Raw genomic sequence first — 20,978 nt, forward strand, 5'->3', positions numbered from 1 at the left:
CAAATTATTAACCAGGCATTAAACATATGAACAAACATACATTTAAGGATGATTTCATCGCTATCATCACCGGCACATTTTTTGTCGCGTTGGGCTTATTCTTTCTACAGTCAGCCAACTTAATCACAGGGGGGACAGCTGGCTTAGCTTTACTAATCGCTCAACTCACATCTGGTAGCTTTGGATTTATATACTTTACTCTGAATATTCCATTTTTGATTCTGGGATGGTTCCGCTTTGGACGACAATTTGTCTTCAACTCGGTAGTTTCATGCGCCATCGTCTCGATTTTTGTCGATAATTTACATCTGTTTATTTCCGTTGCGCATATAAATCCGATTTTTAGTGGCGTTGCAGGGGGGTTATTGGTGGGATTGGGATTATTAATATTAATACGACACCATTCAAGCTTAGGTGGCTTCAACATTCTCTGTCTCAGTATTCAAGAGCGCTTTGGAATTGCAATGGGAAAGACACAAATGGCATTAGATTGCACCATTTTGATGCTCTCTTTCTTTTTTGTGACTCCGTGGTTGCTGTTTGTGTCAGTGGTTGGCGCCATCATTCTCAACATCGTTTTAGCGATGAATCATAAACCACACCGTTATATTGTTACCTACGGTTCATAAGCCGATTTGGGGTCATTATCGGCCCCACTCTCTACTGCTATTGTCACAGCTACTGCAATTTACACTTCAATTCGGCTTGCCCTTTAAGTTGCAGTATTGATTCACTCCCTTTTTGCCAGAACATATCTCCTTGCTCAGAAAGATACTTACTGCCTGACGCACTTGTGGCTTTAAAGAAGGTTAACTCAGAGACTGCCGTCATGATCACTACACTCTCTTTACCCACATAAGTAATTAAGAACTCCTCCCCATTTAAGCAAGATACCATTTGAAAATTGTCGGGTTCAGGTGTGCCCACAGGTATCGTTTCACACCCTAATAACGTCAATATTGATACTAAAATCCCTATCTGTTTCATTATTTATCCTAGTCATAAAGGTGACAAGCAACATCATGTTTCCCATCAATGATAGTAATCGCTTTTGGTTCTCGATGCTGACACCGCTTTTCAGCTTTTGAGCAACGTGAATAGAAACGACACCCCGCAGGAGGGTTGATCGGTGACGGAACATCGCCAGTTAAAAAGATACGCTGCTTGCCTCTCAATCTTGGATGACTGATAGGTATGGCGGATAGCAGAGCTTGTGTATAGGGGTGTTTAGGAGAGTCATAGATAGATTGTGCATGACCATACTCCACGATCTTTCCTAAATACATCACCGCCACTTTGTCAGAAATATGACGGACGACAGAGAGGTCATGAGAGATAAAGATAAGCGTTAAATCCAACTCCTGTTGTAACTTAAGCAGCAAATTTAAAATCTGAGCCTGAACCGAGACATCCAACGCCGATACTGACTCATCACACACAATCAGTTTAGGTTTCAGTGCAATCGCTCTGGCGATCCCTATTCGTTGCTTCTGACCCCCTGAAAACTCATGCGGATATTTTGAGGACGCCGATTCTGAAAGCCCTACCTTGACTAATAACTCATCAACCCACTCTTTGCGCTGCGTAGGAGTACCAATATTGTGGATAACAAAAGGCTCCTCAAGAATCATTCCTATTGTGTGCCTAGGGTTTAAGGACTCAGTAGGATCTTGAAAAATGATCTGCATCTCTTGGCGCAATGATCGAAAGGCTTTTGCAGGAAGGTCGGTAATATCTCTCCCTTCAAAAGTCACGGTGCCTGATGTCGGCTCAAATAGCTTAAGAATGGATCGACCGAGCGTACTTTTTCCACATCCAGACTCACCAACTAAACCTAATGTCTCCCCTTTATTAATGGAGAAAGATACGCCATCAACCGCATGGACCGTGTACCCCGATTTAAAGACCCCTTTCCCCGACGTAAAGTGCTGCTTTAACGCCTCCACCCTTAACAGCTCACTCATGCATTCACTTCCTGTTCAGATAAGGTTAACTGACCGGTGAAGTGACAGCTGGAAAAGTGCCCTTCCGATATTTTCTCACTGGGTGGTGAGGAGACCTCACATTGGCGTTGTCGATATTTACAACGTGTCGAAAATCGACACCCTGTTGGCATGTCATCCAAAGCAGGGACGTTACCACTGATGGTTTCAAGCTCAGATTTAGGCAGCACGGCCATGCTCGGCATGGAGGCCATCAACCCCTGTGTATAGGGATGCTGTGGTGAGTCAAACAGCGACATAATATCCGCTCTCTCCACCACTTTCCCTGCATACATCACCACGACTTCGTCACACATCTCAGCCACAACACCAAGATCATGGGTAATAAAGATGATCGACATACCCGTCTCTTGCTGAAGACTTCTCATCAACTCTAATATTTGAGATTGAATGGTCACATCCAGTGCCGTCGTGGGTTCATCACAGATCAAAATATCGGGTTTGCACGCTAACGCAATCGCAATCATTACCCGCTGGCGCATTCCACCGGATAGCGTGTGTGGATACTCAAGAATTCGAGATTCAGGCGAGGGGATCCCTACTTTCTCTAACATCTCAATCGCGGCGTGAAAGTGCTGTTTTTTCGATAGTTCACTTCGGTGCAGCTGCAGTACCTCTATTAACTGTTTTCCTATTGTATGAACCGGATTAAGTGCCGTCATAGGATCTTGGAAAATCATAGAGATTTTATTGCCACGCATTTTATGCAGCTGATCAACACTGAAAGTGACTAAGTTCTTCTGTTGATAGATGATGTCACCCGCCACCACATTGCCATAAGGTTTGGGTAACAACCCCATGATCGACATGGCCGTTACACTCTTTCCACAGCCAGACTCCCCTACAATGCCGACTGTTTTTCCTTTTGGCACATCAAAACTAACGCCATCGAGCACCCGCACGGCACCGTTGTCAGTGATAAATTCAGTGACAAGATCATTAACTGACAGTACTGCATCGACCATAATTCAACCCAATCTTATGTGTTAATTTTTGACTTTATAAGTGTCATCGATCAGTGTGACCGGCGTAAATGTTTTGCCACTTTTTATCGCAATTTTGGTCTCTTTTTTACTATTTTCATCAATCCAAAATGTACTCATAGTTTGCGCGAAGCCCCAACCGTGAAATAGATAACCAGTGCGTTTTGTGGCGACATTGTCAGGCAGTTTCATCCAACGCCAATACGCTTCACGAGCGTATGGCACCATGTAGCCCGGTACCACCAAATTGGCATCAGCCACCAATTTCTGAATATTGCGAGAGAGCTGCTGTTTCTTCTCTATATCAAACTCAGACTTAAAGTCCATGATCATCTTATCCAACTCAACCGTTGAGTAGTTGGTAAAATGATTGGTCTGCGGTTTGTTGGCATTATCAGAATGAAAATACTCCCAATAGGCTGGAATATCAGAGGTTCCCATACTGTGGAATGAAATATCATGTTTGTTCTCTAATACATACTTAAACATGCTCGAACCATCAATCAAGTTAAGCTCAAAATCAAGACCAGCCAACTTGGCACGCTCTCTTAATACCGCCAGTCTTGGGGTATGAGCTTGCTGAGAATAGGTCACAGCAAAACTCAAGCGTTGTCCCTTCTCATTAACGCGTATGCCATCGGGCCCTACAATATCAAAGCCCGCTTTTTCAAAGTATCCAATCGCTTTATTCGCATCAAACTTGGTGGCAGTAATCGAACTGTTGTCGTAATCACCATGGCCAAATCCCATGCCATTAGGTTTACGTACATAATCACCACGCAACACCTTCTCCAACATGGTGTCATAATCGGTGGCGTGCATGATGCCTTTACGCACATCAATATTATCCAATAGTGGTTTGGCGGTATTTAACCACATGCCACCCGCACCCACCGGCGCTTGATTAAACACCCACGCTTTATGGATGTATCCCGCATCGTATTTTTTTCCCGTGGCTTTTTCATGCCATAGATCGGGCCGAACAACACTGAAGGAGTCTAAGTTTCCCTTTTCAAAATGCTTAAACGCAATATCGGCATCACGAATCACTTTGACTTCAATACGCTTAACGTTAAAGCGGTTTTGGTAATATTGATTTTCATAACCCCACCACAATTTCCCAACGTGTTTTAAGCTAATATTTTTGCCTTTTTTAATCTTATCAATGTAATAAGGCCCTGTGACTGGCTCTGGTTGAAAGTTATAACGACGAACAAAGTTGTCATCAATACCATCACCATTTTTATCCACTTTTGGGTTGGCATAAAAGTGCGCGGGGCGAGGGGACAAATTGGTGTAATCCATCAACTCATCACGATTATGTTCTTTGCCCGAAACCACCGCGATCGTCAGAGGATCAAACACGATAATGTCGCTCACCTCGGTGCGGTAAAATTCGTTATACCAAGGTGCAACAATGTCTTTAGAACGCATAAGGGTGAGTAAAAAGGTGAAATCTTTGGCAGTTACTGGCTCGCCATCACTCCACTTCGCTTTAGGGTTTAATTTAAAATAAACCGTTTTATTATCATCACCATAAGCCCAAGAGGTGGCCAGAGACGCATACCAATTATTGCTGTTCGGATGTTTATCCAAAAGCGAAGAGGCATCACCTAACAACCAGGCTCTAAACGATCCATTCGAATCTGGCCCTACGGTTCTAAACGTTTGAGGGAAACTGTTGGTAAAAGTGCGATACGTGCCACCATAGGTCGCTTTTGATGAGGAGAAAACAGGATCACTGGTATTGGTCTGCCAATCTAAATTCTCTGGCAGTGTGGCGCTGTGTCCAAGCGTTGACCATGAGCCCAGCAACGCGAGCGCACCCGATAAGGAGAGTAGTGTCAGTTTGTTCATGTTTGCATCCTTTTCAAATCATTAAACAGAAGATAGCAGCTGCTTATAAACTAGTTATATCTTGTGTATTTTTTTGGATCAAAGGCTTCTCGGATCCCTTCCCCAATAAAGGTCACCATAATCAACACACTGACAATGGCGAACACCACTGATGTAGCGATCCATGGGGAATCTAAGTTTGATTTACCTTGTTGCAATAACTCTCCCCAACTTGGTGTTGGGGGCATTAAACCAAGACCAAGGTAATCCAACGCCGTTAATGCCGTAATATTGCCCACGATGGTAAAAGGGGCCAATGTCACGATGATCACCATGGTATTGGGCAGTATGTGATGGAATATAATTCGCCAATTGGACGCTCCGAGCGCTTTCGCGGCCATTACGTATTCACGAGCTTTCTCTTTGTAAGTCATGGTGCGCATGTACCATGTCATGCCCATCCAGCCAAACATGACATTAATCATAGTAAACAACATAAAGCTCGGCTTAATTATTGATACCAAAATCATAATGACATACAAAAATGGAACCATGGACCAAATTTCAATAAAACGTTGAAAAATCAGATCAAACTTACCTCCCCAGAACCCCATCGCACACCCTACGGTGACGCCAATAGCGTAGGAGATGGTTAATGCAATAAGGGCAAAGCCCATCGCAATCCTGAAGCCATAAAAGAGACGGGCGACAATATCTCGACCAATGGTGTCTGTCCCTAAATAGTGCCCACTCTCTACCGAAGGTGCGGTGGGTGGAAAATCATCACCACTAAAATCTTGTTCAAACGGATTCCAGGGGATCAGAGGCATAATGACCCTATCCCCTTGATTCTCTTGTGCAAAGCGCTGCGCAAGATCTCGGTAATCAGTCTCATGCTGATACCCCAAACCAAAGGTATTACCCGCATTCATCGCACCATAAGTGGGGAAGTACCACTGACCTTGATACTGCACTGCGATAGCACGGCTGTTCACCAGTAACTCAGCAAAACAGGTCATCAGCAGCAGTACCATCAAAATAATGAACGACCAGTACCCTCTCTTTATCGCTTTAAATCGTTGGATTTTCTTTTGAGTCAGTGGGCTCATTTTATTGATAAACATAGTTAAGCTCCAAACTTGACGCGAGGATCAACCAGAGCCACACACACATCAGAAAGAATATTACCCACCATTAGCATCATGGCATTAATAGCAAATAGCCCCATCACCACCGGATAATCCCTCTCGACAATCGCTTCATAACCGAGCAGACCGATTCCGTCGATGTTGAAGATAACCTCAATCAAAAATGAACCTGTCATGAAAAACATCAAGGAGTTACCAAAGTGACTGGCTACCGGAATCAAACTATTACGTAAGGCATGCTTTCGTACCGCTTTTCTAAACGGTAACCCTTTGGCAATCGCGGTTCTCACATAATCCGATGCCAAATTTTCCATCAGGTTATTTTTCATGGTCATGGTTAGCAGAGCGAAATCACCAATTAAATAACAGGTAAGAGGAAGGATGGCATGCCAAAGAATGTCTTTTATCTGTTCGAACAAAGCCAAGTCATCAAACTCATCGCCAACAAATCCGCCCATCGGAAACCATTCGAGTTGATAACCAAACAGGGTGATCAGTAATACTCCAATCACATAACCCGGCAACGCATAGCCAACAAAAATCATGATCGAACTTGACGCATCCAACAGACTGCCATGTTTTAACGCTTTGGCATAACCAAGGGGGATAGAGATAAGATAACTGATGAGAAAAGTGGCAATGCCATAAAAGAGAGAGACTGGCAGTCGCTCGCTGATCATATCAATCACTGGTTCATAATAACGAGTCGACTCCCCTAAATCTAAGGTAACCAGCTTACTGAACCAATCAACATAGGCTTCAAAAACGGGTTTATCTAAGCCATAAAAGGCATTTAACTCGGCAATTTGTCCGGCTGATAGCGCGTTATTACCATCGGTAACGCTGGTGCTGCCACTCGATAATTCAGACGATCCTTGCATCTGCATACTGAGCAATACCCTCTCAACGGGCCCACCTGGCACGAATCGAGTTAAGGTAAATATCATTAGGGTGATGCCAATGAAGGTTGGAATAACTAAGAGCAAACGACGAAACAGATAACCAAGCATTCGGTAACACTAACCCTCATATTCTGCAGTAAGACAAAATAATATTATTAAACATATCGTTAATTGATAGCGTAAAAGAGGCTGAGACTCAACTTATCTGATGGTTTTTGAGTTATTAACTCAAACCAATACGATTGATTGGCTCGAGATAATTAGGTTAGGTATCACTTATACTCTGCAATATAAGCAGGAACGTTAGCAATACTATTGAGTACCGTATCCGCCAAGGTTTCACCCTGTTCAGTGATCGTTTTACCAGTGCGTACTAAAATTTTAGTCCCAACACCCGCCGCTTCGGCTGCCATCATATCTTCCGCTTTATCCCCTATCATGATGGATTTTTCCATATCGATGTCTAAAAAACTCTGCGCCGTAATAAACATCCCAGGGTTAGGTTTACGACAATCGCACGCCTCTTTATATTTTCCTATGCCCTTCTCAGCATGGTGAGGACAGTAGTAGATCCCGTCCAATTCGACGCCATTGTCTTCAAAGTTCCAATCCATCCACTCCGTTAGGCTAATGAACGTATCTTCTGAAAACATCCCTCGAGCGATTCCAGACTGATTGGTCACCACCACCAATTGATACCCCATCGATTTAAGCTGTTTAGTCGCATCAAAAACGCCCTCTACAAACTCAAAATCATCCACTTTATGGACATAACCGTGATCGACGTTGATCACTCCGTCTCTATCAATAAAAACCGCAGGCTTAGACAAAATTAAACACTCTATAAAAGGGGATTGAATAAATTATACCACTGTGTATACTCAGGTTCACCAGTTAAAAATAGACATCTAAACATCCAGACGTAAAAATATCCATTGACATGGTAATTGCGAACGATTAGCATCACGTTAATTGTGAAATAGAATGAAACAAAGGTTATCGATGATTGAAATTAATCAGGTTAATAAGGTTTTTTATCAAGGGACAACAGCAATCCATGCCCTTAAAGATATCAACCTGACCGTCCCACAAGGCACTATTTTTGGTGTTATCGGTTCATCAGGTGCAGGAAAGAGCACCCTGATCCGTTGTGTGAACATGTTAGAAAGACCAACCGAAGGCAATATCATTGTTGATGGTGTCGATCTCACTACACTTTCTAATCATCAGTTGTGCCATGCTCGTCGGAACATCGGCATGATTTTTCAGCACTTCAATCTACTCTCTTCACGAACGGTTTTTGCCAACGTGGCCCTACCATTAGAGCTAGCAGGCAAGTCCGCCGCTGATATTGAAAAGAAAGTTTCTAGTCTATTAGCGTTAGTTGGTTTAGAAGATAAACGAGACACCTACCCAGCGAATTTGAGTGGTGGTCAGAAACAGCGTGTGGCAATCGCCCGTGCCCTCTCTTCCGATCCAAAAGTACTGCTTTGTGATGAAGCGACCAGCGCCTTGGACCCAGCCACCACACAGTCGATTTTGCAGCTGATTAAAAAGATCAACCAAACCCTTAATATCACCATTTTGTTAATTACTCATGAGATGGATGTGGTCAAGAAGATCTGTCATCAAGTGGCGATTATCGGTGATGGTGAGTTAGTCGAAAAGGGCAGTGTTGGTGAGATGTTTGCCCATCCAAAAACCGACTTAGCAAAAGCCTTCATTCGCTCTACGTTAGATTTATCAATTCCTAGCGATTACCAAGAGCGTTTAAGTGCAACCCGTGTTGACGGCAGCTTTCCACTGGTACGTCTTGAGTTTACTGGTGCCACCGTTGACGCACCAGTCATCAGTCAAATATCACGAAATTTCAATATCGATATTGCCATTTTAAGCTCTGACATTGATTACGCTGGCGGCGTTAAATTTGGTCTGTTAATGGCTGAATTCTATGGCGACGAATCATCCACCCAACAAGCACTGTCATTTTTGCAAGAGCATCAAGTTAAAGTAGAGGTACTCGGTTATGTCCTTTGATCTTATTTCAGATTGGTTAAATCAAAACAGTGGATTATTGCTAGAAGCGACTTGGCAGACACTCTACATGGTGTTCGTTTCAGGTGTGATCGGTTTTGCCATCGGCATTCCTCTTGGCGTAGTACTGCACACCTCTAAAAAAGGGGGACTGCTTGAAAATGTTAAAATGAATAAAGTATTAGGTGCGGTTGTCAATGTTGGCCGCTCTGTCCCATTTTTAGTGTTAATGGTTGCCATTATTCCGTTAACCAAACTGCTGGTTGGAAGCTTTATCGGCACCACAGCAGCCATTGTTCCATTAACGATTGGTGCTATCCCCTTTGTTGCTCGATTAATCGAAGGCGCGTTAATCGAAGTTCCTTCAGGTTTAGTAGAAGCGGCGCAAGCGATGGGAGCGACTCCACTGCAAATCATCAATCGCGTGTTATTGCCAGAAGCTTTACCAACAATTGTCAATTCAGTGACAATCACTTTAGTGACTTTGGTAAGTTACTCAGCAATGGCAGGAACCGTTGGCGGTGGTGGGTTAGGTGACGTTGCCATTCGTTACGGGTTCCACCGATATGAGTTATCTATAATGGCAGTGACTGTCGTTATGTTAATCGTATTAGTTCAAATTATTCAATCAGTTGGCGACGCTGTTGTACGCCGAGTGGATCATAGATAAAAAAGTTACAGTCGATTTATTATAAGGGAATAACAATGAAATTAACGTTTAAAAAATTAGCTACAATTGCAGGCCTTGCTTCTTTACTGGCACTAACTGGCTGTGGTGAAAACAGTACCGACTCGAATAAAATTAAAGTGGCTGTTATGGCGGGTGCTGAAGCACAAGTTGCAGAAGTGGCTGCAAAAGTAGCTAAAGAGAAATTCGACCTTGATGTTGAACTGGTCACATTTACAGATTACGTCACACCAAATGCCGCTCTTGATGATGGCTCTGTTGATATCAACGCTTTTCAGCATAAGCCATATTTAGATCAGCAAGTGATTGATCGTGGTTACAAACTACAGATTGCGGGCAACACCTTTGTTTATCCAATTGCCGGTTACTCTAAACAAGTCACTAGTGTTGATGAGATTCAAGAAGGTTCACGTATTGCTGTGCCAAACGACCCAACTAACCTAGGTCGTTCACTGATTCTTCTTGAGCAACAGGGTCTTATTACGCTAAAAGAAGGCGCTGGACTGTCAGCAACGGTACGTGATATCGCAACCAACCCAAAAAACATCGAGATCATCGAACTGGATGCAGCTCAACTTCCACGCTCTTTGGATGATGTTGCGTTGTCGATCATCAACACCACTTATGCAAGCAGCATTAACTTAACGCCAGAGAAAGATGGCATCTTCGTTGAGAGCAAAGAGTCACCATATGTGAACTTAATTGTTGCTCGTGAAGATAACGTTAACGCTGAAAATGTACAAAACTTCGTAAAAGCTTACCAAACTGAAGAAGTGTACAAAGCCGCTTTTGATACCTTTAATGGCGGTATTGTAAAAGGCTGGTAGTCATAAACTGAGTTATCATCAAAAAGGTTGGCCTTAATAGCCAACCTTTTTTTCCTATTTTTTCTTTTTCCCTTGCACCGCTTTAAACCTTGGGTTGGATTTACAAATCACAAATACCCGCCCTTTTCGTCTAATGACTTGGCAATCTCTATGACGATTTTTAGCACTCTTTAAAGAACTTAATACTTTCATTATTTTTTTCCTATCATTGAACCAAATCGGCGAGAGAAATCAGCGACTCTCCCTTCAGTAGACGCCACTCTTTGCTGACCGGTATAAAAAGGGTGTGACGCTGAAGAGGTATCTAGCGTCATGTATGGATACTCTTTGCCATCTTTCCAAGTGATGGTTCTGTCTGTGGTTAACGTTGACCCCACCATGAAGTACTCGTCCACGCTGGTATCATGAAATACCACGGTCTGATATTTCGGATGAATTGATTTTTTCACTACTCTCTCCTATTTGAATTTTTCGTTATGTTATAACATAACAAACAATAGAGCAATCCAAATGAGAATAGATATCAACAAAGTAACCGTAAACTCATGCTAGAATGTGCCTACCTTAAGATTTGAGCCTACTGCCATGAACTATCCAGTTGATCCCGTTGGAGTCATCCACTCTCCCTACAAAGAGAAATTTGCCGTGCCTCGTCAACCAAGACTCGCGCCTAGTGCAACTGCCCGGGTGGAGCTTATTGGAGAAGCAAACACCCCAGAAGCGGTGCGAGGTATTGAACAGTTTTCTCATCTATGGCTGCTGTTTCTATTTGATAAAAACCTTGAGGCGGGCTGGCGACCGACAGTACGTCCACCGCGCTTAGGGGGCAATGAGCGAGTAGGCGTATTTGCTTCTCGAGCCACATTTCGTCCTAATGGCATTGGTATGTCAGCCGTTGAACTGCAAGGCGTTACCCAACAAGGTGCACGCACATTTTTAGATCTGGGCAGCGTTGACTTGGTTGATGGCACGCCTATCGTGGATATCAAGCCCTATATTCCCTACTCCGATAGCATTCCAACTGCGATCGGAGGATTTGCAGAGCAAGCCCCAGACACCAAACCTGTGCTGTTCTCAATTCAAGCTCAACAGCAACTGCATCAGCACCCGCAAGGTGCTCACATCGAGGCGGTGATCAAAGAAGTATTAGGCCAAGACCCTCGCCCAGCCTACAAAAAAGGAAAAGTTGATAACAAAGAGTATGCGGTCCACCTATTTGATTTAAACGTGAAATTCACCGTTAACGACGAATCAATGACAGTAACTGCTATTGACCTCTTTTGAGAACGGGATTTGACTGCTATTATAGTCGGCTAACTCAAGCTCCGGCTTACTAAAATTAACCATAACAAACGGATATCAGTAATGCGTACCAGTAACTATCTTCTTGCTACTCTCAAAGAGACTCCAAACGATGCAGAAGTTATCAGCCATCAGCTGATGCTACGTGCAGGTATGATCCGTAAGCTAGCGTCAGGTCTATACACTTGGCTACCTACTGGTCTACGTGTACTACGTAAAGTGGAAAGTATCGTTCGTCAAGAGATCAATAATGGCGGTGCCGTAGAGACGTTGATGCCCGTTGTTCAGCCTTTTGAATTGTGGGAAGAGACAGGACGCTCTGAAAAGATGGGCCCTGAACTGCTTCGTTTATCTGATCGCCACGCTCGTCCGTTTGTCCTTAGTCCAACAGCAGAAGAGGTCGTGACTAGCCTAGTTCGCAATGAAGTGAGCTCTTACAAACAGCTGCCACTGAATCTGTACCAGATCCAAACGAAATTCCGTGATGAAAGACGCCCTCGCTTTGGTGTGATGCGTGCTCGTGAATTCCTAATGATGGATGCTTACAGCTTTGACATCGACAAAGAGGGGCTAGAGAAGTCTTACGAAGCGATGCACCAAGCTTACTGCCGCGCATTCGACCGCATGGGATTGGATTACCGTCCAGTGCTTGCTGACACCGGAGCGATTGGTGGTAGCGGTTCTCACGAATTCCACGTATTGGCAGAGAGCGGCGAAGACCTCATTGCTTTCTCTTCAGAGTCTGATTACGCTGCCAATATCGAAAAAGCAGAAGCGTTAGCACCTGCTGATTCAGCTGACGCGCCAACGCAAGAGATGACGCTTGTAGATACGCCAAACGCAAAAACCATCGCTGAGCTTGTAGAACAGCACGGCCTGGCTATTGATAAAACAGTGAAAACACTGTTCGTTAAAGCCTCTGACGAAGTCGATGCAGATCTTATCGCACTGATCATCCGTGGTGATCACGAATTAAACGAAATTAAAGCTGAGAACCTAGCACAAGTTGCTTCGCCATTAGAATTTGCAGATGAAGCAGAGATTCGTGCACTCGTCGGTGCAGGCCCTGGTTCTCTTGGCCCTGTAGGTCTTGACCTTCCATTCATCGTTGACCGTACTGTCGCTGTCATGAGTGATTTTGGTGCTGGTGCTAACGTTGATGACAAACACTACTTCGGTATCAACTGGGGTCGTGATGTTGAATTGGGTCAAGTGGAAGATCTACGTAACGTAATTGAAGGTGACCTAAGCCCATGTGGCCAAGGAACATTGCTTCTTAAACGCGGTATCGAAGTGGGTCATATCTTCCAGCTTGGTACTAACTACTCAGAGAAAATGAACTGTAACGTTCTTGGTCCTAACGGTAAGAGTGCTATCTTAGAGATGGGTTGTTACGGTATCGGTGTATCACGTGTTGTGGCATCGGCCATCGAGCAAAACCACGATAAGTTTGGCATCATCTGGCCTGAAGCGATTGCCCCTTTCCAAGTGGCTATCGTACCAATGAACATGCACAAATCTGAGCGAGTTAAAGAAGCGGCGGAGAAGCTGTATGCAGACCTGACTGCTGCTGGGATTGAGGTTCTATTTGATGATCGTAAAGAGCGTCCAGGTGTGATGTTTAAAGATATCGAACTTGTGGGTATTCCTCACACGGTTGTTATCGGTGATCGCAGCATGGATGAAGGCAACTTCGAGTACAAGAATCGTCGCAACGGTGATAAAGTTGCCGTTGAGATGGCCAACATTGTTGAGCACATCAAAGCACAAATAAGTTAATCGGCTAACCTTAGTCAGGTTAAATCTAGATAGGCAGTGTTTCGACACTGCCTTTTTTTTACAAGGAAGAGGATGAAATGGATATTTCGCTGACTCAAACTGCCCTGCTACTGATCACCGGTTTTCTAGCCGGGATCATCAATACCATTGCGGGTGGCGGCTCCAATTTAACGCTTCCTGCCTTGATGGTCATGGGAATGCCAGCAGACGTCGCCAATGCAACCAATCGAGTGGGCGTTTTTATGCAGTCTATTGTTGCTGTTTTAGGCTTTAAAAAGCACGGAAAGCTCGACAGTGATGACAAGGTTCCCATCTTGATTCCCAGCATTATCGGTGGATTAGTTGGCGCAGCGGGAGCGGCTTATGCTCCGAGTGATTGGATTAAACCCCTTCTGCTTGGCACCATGTTGCTGATGGCACTGATCATACTAGTAAAGCCTACGATGATATCTCCAGCACTGGGCACGCCAATCAACAAAGTCTCTGAAACACCCAGTTCATGGTGGTGGTTGTTCATCGCCGGCGTGTATGGTGGTTTCGTACAGGCGGGAGTGGGATTTGTTCTGCTTGCGGCATTAGCGGGATCACTGCGTTATGATCTGGTCAGAGCCAATGCGTTAAAAATGCTGTGTACCTTAGTGTTTACCTTTGTCGCGCTGATTCTGTTTGTCATCGAAGACCTGATTTTATGGCTACCGGGTCTAATCCTCGCCTTTGGCACCATGTTTGGTGCGCACATCGCCGTGAAAATGGCCATTAAAGCCAAGCCCAACACCTTAAAGTGGGCGCTGTTTATTATGACCTTGTTTGGATCCGCTGCTGCAATGATAAAATCGTAAAGCAGACACTCACTACATCACGTTATGGATGTACTCCACCACCACTTGATTGCCTTCAACGTAGACTTTTTGTATTTTTCCATCTACAGACATACGATTACTCAAGCGTACCGATTTCCCGTCGGCGTATGACGAGCGCTTTAATGAGGGAAGAACAGACTCGGGATTTACATGAAGAAGCCTACAAAAATCAGATATATAAGACATATTTAACGGCGCACCACCACGCAGTAACTCTGAAAAAGAGACTTGAGTAAGACCTAGCTTCTTCGCCATCTCCATTTGGGTAATTCTCATCTTGGCCTTTTGTGGCATCCACACATTGTAAAGTGCTTCTCTATCCTGTTCAGTAAATTGCATCATTTTATCCCTCTGTCATTAGTGCGTGCTAATTGTTGCCAACATTGCCAACACGAGTGTCAGAGTTAAGTGAATTCATCCCCACAATGAGTGAAAGTTAGAGGTAGAAGCCCCTTTGATTCTAAACAGAACAACTTTATACTCTTCAAGGTATAGTGATGAACACTGTTTTTATTAGGAACCCTTTATAATGAAAGTCTATGACTGTTGCGACATGATCCGTGAGCTTTACTCTCAAATTGGCAGTGGCGATCAAGGGTATGTCCCTCAAGCAATTACCTGTGTCGTCAAAACACTGAATGATATTGCCTCTAATGAGAATGTGGCTAAAGAGGTACGAGAGCAAGCGGCTTTTGCTGCGGCCAATCTGTTGATTTCTGACCATCAAGATTGAGGTTTCACGATGGATTTATCTAATTTTGCCTCGATGGATGTTCATATGTTGATGAGCATTGTAAATATGAAACTGCGCGATGAGCACGGAGATATTGATAACTTAGTGCGCGCTTTTGATATTGATAAAGCCGCACTAATAGAAAAGCTTGCTACTGGTGATTACCACTACAACGAGCAGAACAACCAGTTTCGATAACCCCAAATACTGCCGTGATACCTTACGGCAGTAACTCTTCATCATTTGATAAAAACTCACTGTTCGAGCCGTCATTGTGCAGATCGCAAATATGCACCGGTCTTCCCGTCGAATCTAACTCCACATAACCTAAGCCGCACCGTTCCATTAGACGCTGATTGCCTTGACCTGCAACATGACGCCCTTTTATCTTCATCGAGCGACGCTGAGTAAAGAGGTTTAATGGTGAGTAAGATCCATATAACCACCGATTAAGCGTATCTAGCAGACCAATCCAAGGTTGAGGGAATTGATTCTTGATGCCACTTGAGGTGATTTGCCAAATCTCTGGTGAGAAGTGACGAAACCTCAGTTCAATATCATACACAAATGAGTAGTGCACATCGCCCGATAAGATAACAAAATTCTGCGGCGTTTTAGGGTGTTTAAAGATATTAAGCATGGTACTGGCTGACCCTTTGTGCGCCATCCAGTTTTCAGCATCCACCGCTAAAGGGTGGCCGAATGTCGTCATGGCTCGCTGCATAGTCTCTATCACCTTCACTCCAAAAATCGGAGCTGGTGAGACCAAAATGATCGCTTGTTGGCCAATCAGTTCTTGCTGCAACTCACACATCGCCTCCCAATCCATCAGCCCTGAAGGGGATTTAAGATTACGTTCTGAACGCCAACGCCGGGTCCGACTATCTAATACCACCAGCTTAGGGTGACTCTCGACACAGTACTGCCACTTTGAAAAATCAAAAAGATGCTCGATGAAGCTCAGTTGACTCTGGTGATCTCTCTCTTGCTGGTAGCGGTCTGCCTCCTGCCAAAAATCACCGGTAAACTGTACTGGGTCATTACCCCACCCTTGGCACAGCCAGTAACTCATCAATGCATTGCCAATGATCTGTTTTGACAGAGGGTGTTGATAAGCCTCCTGTTCCCAGTGAGCGGTTAAGTTCCAATCGTCGGTCACATCATGGTCATCAAAAATCATATACGTTGGAGTATGCGCTAACAGACGACGAACCTTGCTCAACCCTAGTTGAAACTTCTCAATGGCGACCAATTCTCGTTGATACTCCGCTTTATGTTCATCAGCAACAGCAAAGCCTTGCAACTCAACCTCTTGCCATAACGTTGGCGACCACACTAATAGATACATCGCCATGAACTCAGCAAAAGTTATCAGGTGATTGTGACTGCTGGTCGACGTAAAGATCCCTTTGGGTAAGAGGCTCTCTCGCTGATAATAGTGTTCGCTTAACTGATAGAGTTGATCGCTGTTAGTAAACTGCTCTCCAGCCAACTCCTCACTATTTAAGCCCAGTAACTCAATCACTTGGTGGATGGCAAATAACATCGGGCCAGCCACATGATCCGCGTAGATCTGATCGCCACTCATCATCAACAAAGCAGGTCTTTTGGTTACACAATCCAATGTGCTAGCGGTAAGATCATCGCCAGCCAACAAGCTATCATGCCCCTCATAGTGTGGGTTTCGACATGAGCCATGCAGTAAATTATTGATGGTAGGTTGAATAATAAAAGAGGGACGAGAGCAGCCATCATACGTTATACCTTCTACCATCTCAGATAAGGTTTTTTCTTTCCCATCGCTCTGGATAATTAGGTCATATTCAATATAGGTTTCAATCGGTAGGTTGACTTGTACATCCAGAAGATGCACCACCGCGTGCGCGCCCACTCGGTAGCAGGTAACCGATTCTGACAGTGGGATCTGTGCAATCGCGTTGTTGTCAATGTAACACGTTAAGTGCCCTTCACACTCAAAAGGGCTCACCCACCACAACACCAATTGTTGCTCGGTTAAACGTCGTAAAATTGGCCCAGCAATAATCTCAGACAACACAAAATACCTATACAGAAGTCACTACAAGTTAAGGGGGAATATTATCACTGAAAGGGAAGGTTGCAGAGTGGGCAATACGAGGTTATTAAGTAAAAAAGGGTAAAGAGTACACCTTAATAGGGGGTCATTAAGGTGTACCTTGCACTGGAAAGCGGATTAAAAGAAAGAGACCCAGATAACTGAAGCGACCAAAATAGGGCACACTACTTTCACATACAGTGGCCAAATTTTACCAAAAAGGCTGTATTGAAAATCAGGATTACCCTCTGCTAGTTCTTTCATTTTTGAATTACGATTCCACACCCAACCTGCGAATAAGCAGAACAGCAAAGCGGAGAAAGGTTGCAAATATTGAGTGGCTATCGTGGCGACTAATCCAAACATCTGACCAAAATTGAAACAGATGATAATACTGAACAGCGCTATCACACCACCCAACACCCAACTGGTTGTACTGCGCTTAGTATTAAAGCGCTCCCCTACCAAGGCAACCGGACATTCAAGCATAGAGATTGAAGAGGTTAACGCGGCAATAGTTAGTAGCACAAAAAAGACGATAGCAAACAGCTGTCCAAGTAAGCCTAAGCTCTCAAACATCAGTGGTAACACCGTAAAAACTAAAGTATCAGAGCTCAACAATGAGCCATCTTGGGCGTAGATTTCAACCCCTTTTTGCATCGCAACAAACATAGCCGGCATGACCACTAGCCCTGCAATGAAAGCAACAGCGGTATCAACCAGAGTCACGCTCATCGCCATCTTAGGTAGGTTCTCTTTTTTACTCAGATAAGACCCATACACCAGCATGGAACAACCACCAATGGTCAAAGAGAAAAAGCCTTGCCCCATCGCCGCTAGCAGCAGTTTACGGTCAAATATCTTACTAAAATCAGGAATGAGGTAGTGCTTTAATCCTTCAACAGCCCCATTTTGCGTCATTATATAAACAAACAACAGAGCAAACAGAACGAAGAGAGCAGGCATCAGTCGCGTTGACCACTTTTCGATGCCATCTTTTACACCACCTTGAACAATTAAAATCGTCAGAACATAGAAGGTGATGGTACCGAAAATGTTACGTTCTAAACTGAACCCTTTGAACCACTGAGCAAGTTCAACCATGCCAGCAACATCAGCGATCGCACCAAGGGCAAAACAGATGATCCAGCCACCAACAATACTGTAAAAAGCCAGTACCATACTTGGCACACTCAAGCCTAACCAGCCAATGCTAGCACCTAATGCTTTGCCTTTAGGGTTATCGGTAAGCGATCTCATACTGTCAACGGGATTCGCTTGCCCATGGCGACCAATGGCTAACTCAGCGACCAACATAGGGAATGCGACGATAAGAATAAAGAAGAGATAGACCAGTAAGAATGCGCCACCGCCATTACTTGCCGCTTGAGTTGGAAAGCCCCAAATATTACCTAAACCAACGGCGGCACCGGCAGCAGCCAAAATAAAACCTAAACGTGAACCAAAATTCTCTCTTCTATTATCCATACGACTTCTACTACACAGATTGCATTAATAAACTGATAACCGACACGGTGTATCAATGAACTAGTACGATACTGCTTTGCGTCGCTATTGGCAATAATTATCCACTGCTTATTTTCTATTTATTGCGATATAAAACCAACGGTAAAAGAAAACTAGATATTTTTACCTAGCGCCTCATCGATTTTCTTCTCTGTTTTATATTGGCTTAACGCGTACACCGACCAGATAGCAGCAGGTATCCAACCAATTAGCGTAATTTGCAAAATCAGGCAGAAAATTCCTGCAAACGGACGACCAATGGTAAAAAACTGCAACCAAGGCAGCAGTAAAGCTAATAGTAAACGCATAATATCTCCATAAATTCTCCGCCCTATTGCAGAGTAATAATCTCATAAGTTTTTTTATTATCGCCAATTAACACGTCAACTTCATCATCTAGTTTCAGTCCAATTAACGCTTTACCTAAAGGTGATGAAGGCGTAATCACCACCACCTCCTGTTGACCGTATTGTACTTTCAACCCACCCGCCGCTGGACCAAGAAATAGCAGCTGTTCATCATCGTTTTCATCAAACAGAGTGATCAACGCACTTAACGCAATGGGCGATGTATCTTCAAAATTCTGTAGTGTCATCTCTTTAAATTTGGCTAAATCTTCATCGCACTCTGCCACACGCATTGCCTGCCCGTGCGCCAAATAGGAAGCCTCTAAACCAAACGTTTCATATTTGCTTCGGGCGATGGTCTCTTTACTGGTTGCCGTTTCACTGGCTTGAATAACCGCATTCACCGCCACTAAACGCACTCGCTCTAACTCTTGTAAAATGTGCTCTAACAGAGTCTCTTTATTCATATACCACACTTTTCAGACAAAAAAATACGCCTTAATTTCAAGCAGCATTATAGCTGATGTTATTAAGGCGTCTTAACTGTTATTTAGATAAAATGCGTAGAAGATTACTCTTCGTCGTACATCTCATCATCTTCAGCGTCACGAGCAGCTTCATAAGCGGCTTTTTTCGCTGCAGCTTTCTCTGCTTTTTCAGCAGCAACTGCTTCATTTGCTTTACGTGTTACTGCTTTACGCTGATTGCGTTCGTTCTGGTTTTGAGAGAATTGAACCAACTCTTTCTCAGCCCATACTAGCGCTTCAGCTTCAGTAGAGAAATCACCCTGACGCTTAGAAACCATCTTTCTTCTAGACGTTACGTTTCTAATAATTTCAGCAGTCCAAGTGTTATCTTTCTCTTTTAAGCGGTAATCAAACTTTGCCATTTCTTTTTCCTAAATAGTCATTTCGGGTAATAGATACCTACCTATTTGGCCAAATTATTACAGCCATCCCGTACGGGCGGTATTAGAACACACGCTTTTCAATTCGCCTAACAAATATCCATAAATAAATGAGCTTTCCATTAGCGTAATGCAATAAAAATGCAAAGCACCCACCTCAGAGTAATCACTCCCTCGCAATGCCAAAAATCATATTCACACCTACTCTTTCTCTCTCTGAATAAGGTGTTATTTATTCCCATTCGGGAAAATTAAATTTGACTATCATACAGGATTTCCCATAATGGGAATTAAGGTGCGCTTTCTTTATGAGAATTATATCACGAGCCTCATTACGAGATTTCTGGCTACAGCCGCGCTATTTCGATTCTGAACAACCATTAAAAGCATGGTATGACGAAGTTAAACGAGCTAACTGGGCGACGCCACAAGATATTAAATCTCTCTATCAAAATGCCAGTTTTATTGCCAACAATAGAGTCATTTTCAATATTCATGGCAATAAATACCGTTTAATTGTTGCTGTTAATTACGCTTTTTCTATCTGTTACATCCGCTTCATTGGCACACATAAACAGTATGACAACATCGATGCTGAAAATATTTAAGAGTGGTATGTATGAACATCAAACCAATCAAAACATTACTCGATCATCAACAAGCTCTGCATCGTATCGAACAGCTTTGGGATGCTAAACCAAACACCCTACAAGGCGATGAACTTGAAATTCTAACGACATTAGTCCAATCATTTGAAGATCACTACTTCCCTATTAAGTCACCTGACCCTATCGAAGTCATTAAATTTAGAATGGATCAGCAGGGGTTAGTCGATGCTGATTTGGTCCCCTACCTTGGACAACGTAGCAGAGTCAGTGAAGTGTTGAATAAGAAAAGAAAGCTTAGTATTACTATGATCAGGAAGCTTAACCAAGGGCTCAACATTCCTCTCCACTGTTTAATAAGTGAATATCAGTTACAACCTTAAACAAAAAACGGCAGCTCGAGAGCTGCCGTTTATTTGATAA

Annotated in this window: 26 protein-coding genes; 11 read left to right on the forward strand and 15 right to left on the reverse strand. The window is 43.7% G+C overall.

Annotated elements, in window-relative coordinates:
- The first annotated feature begins 26 nt into the window (after positions 1-26).
- Positions 27-629, forward strand: a complete 603-nt coding sequence (locus L4C32_RS06280) for a DUF6198 family protein (RefSeq protein WP_428196011.1) — start codon at positions 27-29, stop codon at positions 627-629.
- Positions 630-678: 49 nt separating this feature from the next.
- On the opposite strand, the gene L4C32_RS06285 is transcribed toward L4C32_RS06280, so the two are convergent.
- From L4C32_RS06285 to gmhB, 7 genes are all read right to left on the reverse strand, one after another.
- Complete coding sequence (locus tag L4C32_RS06285) at positions 679-987, reverse strand: MliC family protein (RefSeq protein WP_428196012.1); 309 nt, start codon at positions 985-987, stop codon at positions 679-681.
- Positions 988-995: 8 nt separating this feature from the next.
- Positions 996-1,964 carry an ABC transporter ATP-binding protein gene (locus tag L4C32_RS06290; protein WP_428196013.1) on the reverse strand — a complete coding sequence of 323 codons (969 nt, stop codon included), beginning with the start codon at positions 1,962-1,964 and terminating at the stop codon, positions 996-998.
- Positions 1,961-2,968, reverse strand: a complete 1,008-nt coding sequence (locus L4C32_RS06295; protein ID WP_428196014.1) for an ABC transporter ATP-binding protein — start codon at positions 2,966-2,968, stop codon at positions 1,961-1,963. The genes L4C32_RS06290 and L4C32_RS06295 overlap by 4 nt, the downstream gene beginning before the upstream one ends.
- Before the next feature lie 21 nt (positions 2,969-2,989).
- On the reverse strand, positions 2,990-4,843 hold the full coding sequence (locus tag L4C32_RS06300) for an extracellular solute-binding protein (RefSeq protein WP_428196015.1): 1,854 nt from the start codon (positions 4,841-4,843) through the stop codon (positions 2,990-2,992).
- 50 nt (positions 4,844-4,893) lie between these two features.
- Complete coding sequence (locus tag L4C32_RS06305) at positions 4,894-5,946, reverse strand: ABC transporter permease (RefSeq protein WP_428196016.1); 1,053 nt, start codon at positions 5,944-5,946, stop codon at positions 4,894-4,896.
- A 2-nt stretch (positions 5,947-5,948) separates the two neighbouring features.
- The gene (locus tag L4C32_RS06310) at positions 5,949-6,980 is read right to left on the reverse strand and encodes an ABC transporter permease subunit (protein WP_428196017.1); all 1,032 of its coding nucleotides are present in this window, start codon (positions 6,978-6,980) and stop codon (positions 5,949-5,951) included.
- 164 nt (positions 6,981-7,144) lie between these two features.
- A complete protein-coding gene (gmhB, locus tag L4C32_RS06315) occupies positions 7,145-7,702 on the reverse strand; it encodes a D-glycero-beta-D-manno-heptose 1,7-bisphosphate 7-phosphatase (RefSeq protein WP_428196018.1) in 558 nt (185 codons plus the stop codon).
- 172 nt (positions 7,703-7,874) lie between these two features.
- On the opposite strand from gmhB, the gene metN reads away from it, so the two are divergent.
- From metN to L4C32_RS06330, 3 genes are read left to right on the forward strand one after another with little or no spacing between them, the layout of a single operon-like run.
- Positions 7,875-8,909 carry a methionine ABC transporter ATP-binding protein MetN gene (metN, locus tag L4C32_RS06320; RefSeq protein ID WP_428196019.1) on the forward strand — a complete coding sequence of 345 codons (1,035 nt, stop codon included), beginning with the start codon at positions 7,875-7,877 and terminating at the stop codon, positions 8,907-8,909.
- Positions 8,899-9,576, forward strand: coding sequence for a methionine ABC transporter permease (locus tag L4C32_RS06325; RefSeq protein WP_428196020.1), 678 nt, complete (start codon positions 8,899-8,901; stop codon positions 9,574-9,576). The genes metN and L4C32_RS06325 overlap by 11 nt, the downstream gene beginning before the upstream one ends.
- 35 nt (positions 9,577-9,611) lie before the next feature.
- Positions 9,612-10,421 (forward strand): MetQ/NlpA family lipoprotein, encoded by an 810-nt coding sequence (locus L4C32_RS06330; RefSeq protein ID WP_428196021.1) that lies wholly within the window; start codon positions 9,612-9,614, stop codon positions 10,419-10,421.
- 54 nt (positions 10,422-10,475) lie between these two features.
- Here L4C32_RS06330 and ykgO read toward each other — a convergent pair whose 3' ends face one another.
- Entirely contained in the window at positions 10,476-10,613 is a 138-nt protein-coding gene (gene ykgO, locus L4C32_RS06335; RefSeq protein WP_428196022.1) for a type B 50S ribosomal protein L36, read from the reverse strand.
- A complete protein-coding gene (locus L4C32_RS06340) occupies positions 10,613-10,870 on the reverse strand; it encodes a type B 50S ribosomal protein L31 (RefSeq protein WP_428196023.1) in 258 nt (85 codons plus the stop codon). The genes ykgO and L4C32_RS06340 overlap by 1 nt, the downstream gene beginning before the upstream one ends.
- 136 nt (positions 10,871-11,006) lie before the next feature.
- Between L4C32_RS06340 and tsaA the strand changes: the two genes are divergently transcribed.
- The 3 genes from tsaA (at position 11,007) to L4C32_RS06355 (ending at position 14,341) form a co-directional block, all read left to right on the forward strand.
- A complete protein-coding gene (gene tsaA / locus L4C32_RS06345; protein WP_428196024.1) occupies positions 11,007-11,705 on the forward strand; it encodes a tRNA (N6-threonylcarbamoyladenosine(37)-N6)-methyltransferase TrmO in 699 nt (232 codons plus the stop codon).
- Positions 11,706-11,786: 81 nt separating this feature from the next.
- Positions 11,787-13,502 (forward strand): proline--tRNA ligase, encoded by a 1,716-nt coding sequence (locus L4C32_RS06350; protein WP_428196025.1) that lies wholly within the window; start codon positions 11,787-11,789, stop codon positions 13,500-13,502.
- 77 nt (positions 13,503-13,579) lie between these two features.
- Complete coding sequence (locus L4C32_RS06355) at positions 13,580-14,341, forward strand: sulfite exporter TauE/SafE family protein (RefSeq protein WP_428196026.1); 762 nt, start codon at positions 13,580-13,582, stop codon at positions 14,339-14,341.
- 12 nt (positions 14,342-14,353) lie between these two features.
- Here L4C32_RS06355 and L4C32_RS06360 read toward each other — a convergent pair whose 3' ends face one another.
- Complete coding sequence (locus L4C32_RS06360) at positions 14,354-14,701, reverse strand: helix-turn-helix domain-containing protein (RefSeq protein ID WP_428196046.1); 348 nt, start codon at positions 14,699-14,701, stop codon at positions 14,354-14,356.
- A gap of 190 nt (positions 14,702-14,891) precedes the next feature.
- Here L4C32_RS06360 and L4C32_RS06365 point away from each other — a divergent pair, with 190 nt between their 5' ends.
- Both L4C32_RS06365 and L4C32_RS06370 read left to right on the forward strand, forming a co-directional pair.
- Positions 14,892-15,095 (forward strand): YaeP family protein, encoded by a 204-nt coding sequence (locus L4C32_RS06365; protein WP_428196027.1) that lies wholly within the window; start codon positions 14,892-14,894, stop codon positions 15,093-15,095.
- Positions 15,096-15,104: 9 nt separating this feature from the next.
- Complete coding sequence (locus L4C32_RS06370; protein WP_428196028.1) at positions 15,105-15,293, forward strand: DUF4250 domain-containing protein; 189 nt, start codon at positions 15,105-15,107, stop codon at positions 15,291-15,293.
- Positions 15,294-15,315: 22 nt separating this feature from the next.
- On the opposite strand, the gene L4C32_RS06375 is transcribed toward L4C32_RS06370, so the two are convergent.
- The 5 genes from L4C32_RS06375 to L4C32_RS06395 all read right to left on the reverse strand — a co-directional run bounded on the left by L4C32_RS06375 (position 15,316) and on the right by L4C32_RS06395 (position 19,932).
- Positions 15,316-17,148 (reverse strand): alkaline phosphatase D family protein, encoded by a 1,833-nt coding sequence (locus L4C32_RS06375; RefSeq protein ID WP_428196029.1) that lies wholly within the window; start codon positions 17,146-17,148, stop codon positions 15,316-15,318.
- Positions 17,149-17,307: 159 nt separating this feature from the next.
- The gene (locus tag L4C32_RS06380; RefSeq protein ID WP_428196030.1) at positions 17,308-18,657 is read right to left on the reverse strand and encodes a sodium-dependent transporter; all 1,350 of its coding nucleotides are present in this window, start codon (positions 18,655-18,657) and stop codon (positions 17,308-17,310) included.
- Between the two features lie 152 nt (positions 18,658-18,809).
- Positions 18,810-19,004, reverse strand: a complete 195-nt coding sequence (locus tag L4C32_RS06385) for a YqaE/Pmp3 family membrane protein (RefSeq protein ID WP_428196031.1) — start codon at positions 19,002-19,004, stop codon at positions 18,810-18,812.
- Positions 19,005-19,027: 23 nt separating this feature from the next.
- Positions 19,028-19,510 carry a GreA/GreB family elongation factor gene (locus L4C32_RS06390; RefSeq protein WP_428196032.1) on the reverse strand — a complete coding sequence of 161 codons (483 nt, stop codon included), beginning with the start codon at positions 19,508-19,510 and terminating at the stop codon, positions 19,028-19,030.
- Positions 19,511-19,614: 104 nt separating this feature from the next.
- Entirely contained in the window at positions 19,615-19,932 is a 318-nt protein-coding gene (locus L4C32_RS06395) for a DUF3622 domain-containing protein (protein ID WP_428196033.1), read from the reverse strand.
- A 326-nt stretch (positions 19,933-20,258) separates the two neighbouring features.
- Between L4C32_RS06395 and L4C32_RS06400 the strand changes: the two genes are divergently transcribed.
- A complete protein-coding gene (locus L4C32_RS06400) occupies positions 20,259-20,558 on the forward strand; it encodes a type II toxin-antitoxin system HigB family toxin (protein ID WP_428196034.1) in 300 nt (99 codons plus the stop codon).
- Positions 20,559-20,569: 11 nt separating this feature from the next.
- A complete protein-coding gene (locus tag L4C32_RS06405) occupies positions 20,570-20,938 on the forward strand; it encodes a helix-turn-helix domain-containing protein (protein ID WP_428196035.1) in 369 nt (122 codons plus the stop codon).
- Positions 20,939-20,978: the final 40 nt, after the last annotated feature.

It is taken from the genome of Aliivibrio kagoshimensis, assembly GCF_050337105.1.
Taxonomy (GTDB): Bacteria; Pseudomonadota; Gammaproteobacteria; order Enterobacterales; family Vibrionaceae; genus Aliivibrio_A; species Aliivibrio_A kagoshimensis.